Annotated in this window: 1 protein-coding gene; it reads left to right on the plus strand. The window is 73.9% G+C overall.

Annotated features, from left to right (window positions below):
• Positions 1-6,002: type I polyketide synthase (locus tag E4099_RS27935; protein ID WP_135341907.1), on the plus strand; the 6,002-nt coding region annotated here is incomplete at both ends.

Raw genomic sequence — 6,002 nt, forward strand, 5'->3', positions numbered from 1 at the left:
GCGGCGTGGGGACGAGGTGTTCGCCGAGGTGGCGTTGCCGGAGTCGGAGCGTGCCGAGGCGGGTCGGTTCGGGGTGCATCCGGCGCTGTTGGACGCCGCCCTCCACGCCGGCCTGGGCACCGTCTTCCCGGACGAGGCGGCCGACGGGGCCCGGGTGCGGCTGCCCTTCGCCTGGACCGGGGTCACCCTGCACGCCACCGGCGCCACCGCGCTGCGCGTCAGGCTCGCCCCGGTCGGCACCGACGGCATGTCCGTCGAGGTGGCGGACGGCACCGGCCAACCGGTGGCCAGCGCGGAATCCCTGCTGACCCGTACGGTCTCCGCCGACCAGCTCGGATCCGGCACCGCCGGCGCGGCGGACTCGCTGTTCCGACTCGCCTGGACGGACCGCCCGACCGAGGAGGGCGAGGAGCGGGCCGCGGTCCGCTGGGCGCTCCTCGGCGCCTCCCCCCAGGAGGCCCGGGAGCTGGGGTTGGACGGCCTCGCCGGGCGACTCGGCAGCCACCCGGACCCGCACGCGCTGGCCAAGGCCGTCGGAGCCGGTGAGATCGCCGCACCCCAGCTGGCGCTGGCCCCGCTCACCGCCCACGCCGCCGCCGACGACCTCGCCGGCGCCACCCGTGCCGCCACCCACCGCACCCTCCGTCTGGTGCAGGACTGGCTGGCCGAGGAGGCCCTCGCCGACACCCGCCTGGTCCTGGTCACCCGCGGCGCGGTGGCCGCCGGAGCGGGGGACAGGGTGCGGGACCCGGCAGCCGCCGCGGCCCGTGGCCTGGTGCGCTCCGCCCAGACGGAGCACCCGGGGCGCTTCGTCCTGCTGGACACCGACGGCCAACCGCTGCCGGAAGCCTGCCTGGCCACCCTGCTGACCTCGGAGGAGACCCAGATCGCGGTACGCGCCGGGGTCGCCCACACGGCACGCCTCGCCCGCCGCGACACCAGCGTGCTGGCGGTGCCGGCCGACTCCCGCGCTTGGCGGCTGGAGCCCGGCGCCGACGGCACCCTGGAGGGCCTGCGGCTGGTCGACGCCTCGGACGCACACGCTGAACTGGACGAGTACCAGGTGCGGTTGGCGGTGCGGGCCACCGGGGTGAACTTCCGGGACGTGCTGATCTCGCTGGGGATGTACCCGGACCCGGCCCAACTGGGAACCGAAGGCGCCGGTGTGGTGGTCGAGGTCGGGCCCGGGGTGTCCGGGCTGGCCGTGGGCGACCGGGTGATGGGCCTGCTGACCGGCGGCTTCACCCCGCTGGCGATCGCCGACGCGCGCACCCTGGTGCGGATGCCGGAGGGCTGGACCTTCGCCCAGGCGGCCTCCGTACCCGCCGTGTTCACCACCGCGATGTATGCCTTGCGTGATCTGGCCGGGGTGCGGGCTGGAGAGTCGTTGTTGGTGCACGCGGCTGCTGGTGGTGTGGGGATGGCGGCGGTGCAGTTGGCGCGGGCGTGGGGTGTGGAGGTGTTCGCGACGGCGAGTCCGTCGAAGTGGGGTGTGGTGCGGGCGTTGGGTGTGGATGAGGGGCGGGTGGCGTCGTCGCGGTCGGTGGAGTTCGAGGGGTTCTTCGCTGGGGTGACGGGTGGTCGTGGGGTGGATGTGGTGCTGGATTCGTTGGCGGGTGAGTTTGTGGATGCGTCGTTGCGGTTGTTGCCGCGGGGTGGTCGGTTCGTGGAGATGGGGAAGACGGATGTGCGGGTGCCGTCGGAGGTGGCGGCGGCGTATCCGGGGGTGGAGTATCGGGCGTTCGATTTGGCGGAGGCGGGTCCCGAGCGGATCGGGGAGATGCTGGCCGAGGTTGTGGGGCTGTTCGAGCGTGGGGTGTTGGAGCCGTTGCCGGTGGCGGTTTGGGATGTGCGGCGGGCGCCGGAGGCGTTCCGTTTCATGTCGCAGGCGCGTCATGTGGGCAAGGTGGTGCTGAGTGTCCCGGCGGGTCTGGATGCCCAGGGCACGGTGTTGGTCACGGGTGCGGGTGGGGTGCTGGGTGGTCTGGTCGCCCGGCATCTGGTGACCGAACACGGCGTACGGCATCTGCTGCTGGTCGGTCGCCGGGGCCGCCAGGCCGAGAGCATCGCCGAGTTGGAGCGCGAGCTTGCCGCACTCGGCGCCGGCGTGACCGTGGCCGCGTGTGATGTGGCTGATCGGGAGGCGTTGGCTGGTCTGCTGGACTCGGTTCCGGTGGAGCGTCCGTTGACGGGTGTGGTGCATGCGGCGGGTGTGTTGGATGACGGGGTCATCGAGTCGCTGACGCCGGAGCGTCTGGACGCGGTGTTGCGGGCCAAGGTGGACGCGGCGGTCAATCTGGACGAGTTGACGCGGGGTGCGGATCTGGGGTTGTTCGCGTTGTTCTCCTCGGCTGCTGGTGTGCTGGGTGCGGCGGGGCAGGGGAACTACGCGGCGGCGAACGCGTTCGTGGACGCGTTGGCGGCGCGGCGTCGGGCGCAGGGGTTGCCGGCGGTGTCGTACGCGTGGGGTCTGTGGGCCCAGCGCAGTGCGATGACCGGGCATCTGGACGCCACCGACCTGGCCCGGATGGCCCGCGGCGGACTCCTCCCGCTGCCCACCGAGGAAGGGCTCGCCCTCTTCGACGCGGCCCTCGGCACCGCCGAATCGCTGGTCGTCCCCGCCAAGCTGGACTACCCGGGCCTGGGCGCCCTGGCCCGTACCGGTACCGTCCCGGCCCTGCTCAGCGGGCTGGTGCGGCGCCCTGCGGCGCTCCCCGCCACCCGGCGGACCGTGGACACGCCCGAGGCTGGTGAGGAGAGCCCGCTGCGGCGGCAACTGGCCGGGCTCGGTGCACGGGAGCGCGAGCGGCTGCTGCTGGACCTGGTACGGCTCAACGCGGCGACCGTCCTCGGTCACGCGGACGCCGACGCGGTGGAGGCCGAGCGCCCGTTCAAGGAGCACGGCTTCGACTCGCTCACCGCCGTGGAACTGCGCAACCGCCTCAATGCCGCCACCGGACTGCGGCTCTCCGCCACCCTGGTCTTCGACTACCCCACCCCGGCCGCCCTCGCCCGCCGACTCCGCACCGAACTGCTCGGCGACATGGAGGAGAGCGCGGAGGCATCGGAGACCGAGGCCGCGACGGCATCCGGCGGCCCCCGGGCCGAGGCAGACCCGATCGCCATCGTCGCGATGAGCTGCCGGTTCCCCGGCGGCGTACGGACCCCCGAGGAGCTGTGGCAGCTGCTGGCCGAGGGCCGTGACGCGATCACCGGCCTTCCGGAGGACCGCGGCTGGGACCTGGACGGGCTGTACGACCCGGACCCGGACACTCCCGGCACCAGCTACACCCGGCAGGGCGGATTCCTGCACGACGCGGCCGGGTTCGACTCCGACTTCTTCGGGATCAACCCGCGTGAGGCGCTGGCCATGGACCCCCAGCAGCGGCTGCTGCTGGAGACCGGCTGGGAGGCGTTCGAGCGGCTGGGCCTCGACCCGGCGGCGCTGCGCGGCAGCCGTACCGGGGTGTTCGTGGGCGCCGCCCCGCAGGGCTACGGCACCGGCCCGCACCAGGGCGCGGACGAGGGCTATCTGCTGACCGGCGACGCGCTCAGCGTCACCTCCGGCCGACTTGCCTATGTCTTCGGCCTGGAGGGTCCGGCCGTCGCCGTGGACACCGCCTGTTCCTCGTCGTTGGTGGCCCTGCACCTGGCGGTGCAGGCGCTGCGGCAGGGCGAGTGCTCGCTGGCCCTGGCCGGCGGTGCGACCGTGATGTCCACACCCAGCACCTTCATCGGGTTCAGCCGGCAGCGCGGGCTGGCCGCCGACGGCCGCTGCAAGCCGTTCTCCGCGGCGGCCGACGGCTTCGGCCCGGCCGAGGGCGTGGGCGTACTGCTCCTGGAGAGGCTGTCCGACGCCCACCGCAACGGCCACCCGGTCCTCGCCGTGGTCCGTGGCACCGCCATCAACCAGGACGGCGCCAGCAACGGTCTGACCGCGCCCAACGGCCCCTCCCAGCAGCGGGTGATCCGCCAGGCGCTGGCCGCGGCGGGCCTGTCGGCGGCCGAGGTGGACGCGGTCGAGGCGCACGGCACCGGCACCAAGCTGGGCGACCCCATCGAGGCGCAGGCGCTGCTGGCCACCTACGGCCAGGACCGCCCCGAGGACCAGCCGCTGCTGCTGGGCTCGGTGAAGTCCAACATCGGGCACACCCAGGCCGCCGCCGGTGTGGCGGGTGTGATCAAGATGGTGCTGGCCATGCGGCACGGCGTCCTCCCGGGAACCCTCCACCTGGACGAGCCCTCCCCGCACGTGGACTGGTCGGCGGGCGCGGTGCGGCTGCTGACCGAGGCCACCCCCTGGCCGGAGGGCGAACAGCCGCGCCGGGCCGGTGTGTCCTCCTTCGGCATGAGCGGCACCAACGCCCATGTGGTGCTGGAGCAGGCCCCGGCGGCGGAACCCCGGCGCATCGACACGGACCGGCCGCAGCTGCCGGTGGTGCCCTGGACGGTGTCGGCCAAGTCGGCCCCGGCACTGCGGGCGCAGGCGCAGCGGTTGCTGTCGTACCTGGGCGAGCGACCGGAGCTGTCGGCCACCGACATCGGACACTCCCTGGTGGCGACCCGCGCCGCCTTCGAGCACCGTGCCGTGGTGCTGGGCACGGACCGCGCCGCGCTGGTGGACGGTCTGCGTGCCCTGGCCGCGGAGGACACCGCCCCCGGGCTGGTCCAGGGCGTGGTCCAGCCGGGCGGCACGGACCGCACCGTCTTCGTCTTCCCCGGTCAGGGTTCGCAGTGGCGGGGGATGGGGGCCGCGCTGCTGGACTCCTCGCCGGTGTTCGCCGAGCGGGTGCACGAGTGCGCGGCGGCCTTGAGCGCCTTCGTGGACTGGTCGTTGGTGGATGTGCTGCGGGGTGTGGAGGGTGCCGCCTCGTTGGAGCGGGTGGATGTGGTGCAGCCCGCGCTGTGGGCGGTGATGGTGTCGCTCGCGGAGGTCTGGCGCTCGTACGGGGTCGAACCGGCGGCGGTCATCGGGCACTCGCAGGGCGAGATCGCGGCGGCGGCGGTCGCCGGAGCGCTCTCGCTGGAGGACGCGGCCCAGGTCGTGGCGCTGCGGTCCAGGGCACTGCTGGCCCTGTCGGGCGAGGGCGGCATGGTGTCGGTTTCGCTGCCGCGGGCGGAGCTGGCCAAGCGGCTGGAGCTCTGGGGCGAGCGGCTGTCGGTGGCCGCGGTCAACGGACCGTCCTCCGTGGTGGTCGCCGGCGACGTGGCCGCGCTGGAGGAGCTGCTGGCGGAGTGCGAGCGGGAGGAGATCCGGGCGCGCCGCATCCCCGTCGACTACGCCTCGCACTCGGCGCATGTGGAGCGGATCGAGGGCGAGCTGCGGGAGGTGCTGGCCGGGATCACCCCGCGCACCTCCACCGTGCCCTTCTACTCGACGGTGACCGCCGAGCCGATCGACACGGCCGTCCTGGACGCCGACTACTGGTACCGCAACCTGCGGCAGACCGTCCGCTTCGACGAGACCGTACGGGCACTGCTGGCCACCGGACACCAGATCTTCATCGAGGCCAGCGCCCACCCGGTGCTCACCCTGGGCGTCGAGGAGACCGCCGAGGACATCGGCGCCCCGGCCGCGCCCATCGGCTCGCTGCGCCGTGAGGAGGGCGGGCTGGAGCGCCTCTACACCTCGCTGGCCGAGGCGTACGGGCTCGGCGCCCCGGTGGACTGGGGCACCGTGTTCGAGGGCAGCGGTGCCCAGGCGGTCGAGCTGCCCACCTACGCCTTCCAGCACGAGCGCTACTGGCTGGAGCCCTCCGCCCCGGCGGGCGGCGATGTCGCCTCGGCCGGACTCGGGTCGGCGGATCATCCGCTGCTGGGCGGTGCGGTGGCGTTGCCGGAGTCGGATGGCTATCTGTTCACGGGGCGGTTGTCCCTGCGTTCGCACGGTTGGTTGGCCGATCACGCGGTGCTCGGGCGGGTGTTGCTGCCGGGGACGGCGTTCGTGGAGCTGGCGTTGCGGGCGGGGGACGCGGTCGGCTGCGACCGGGTGGCCGAGCTGA

It is taken from the genome of Streptomyces palmae (assembly GCF_004684805.1).
Lineage (GTDB): Bacteria > Actinomycetota > Actinomycetes > Streptomycetales > Streptomycetaceae > Streptomyces > Streptomyces palmae.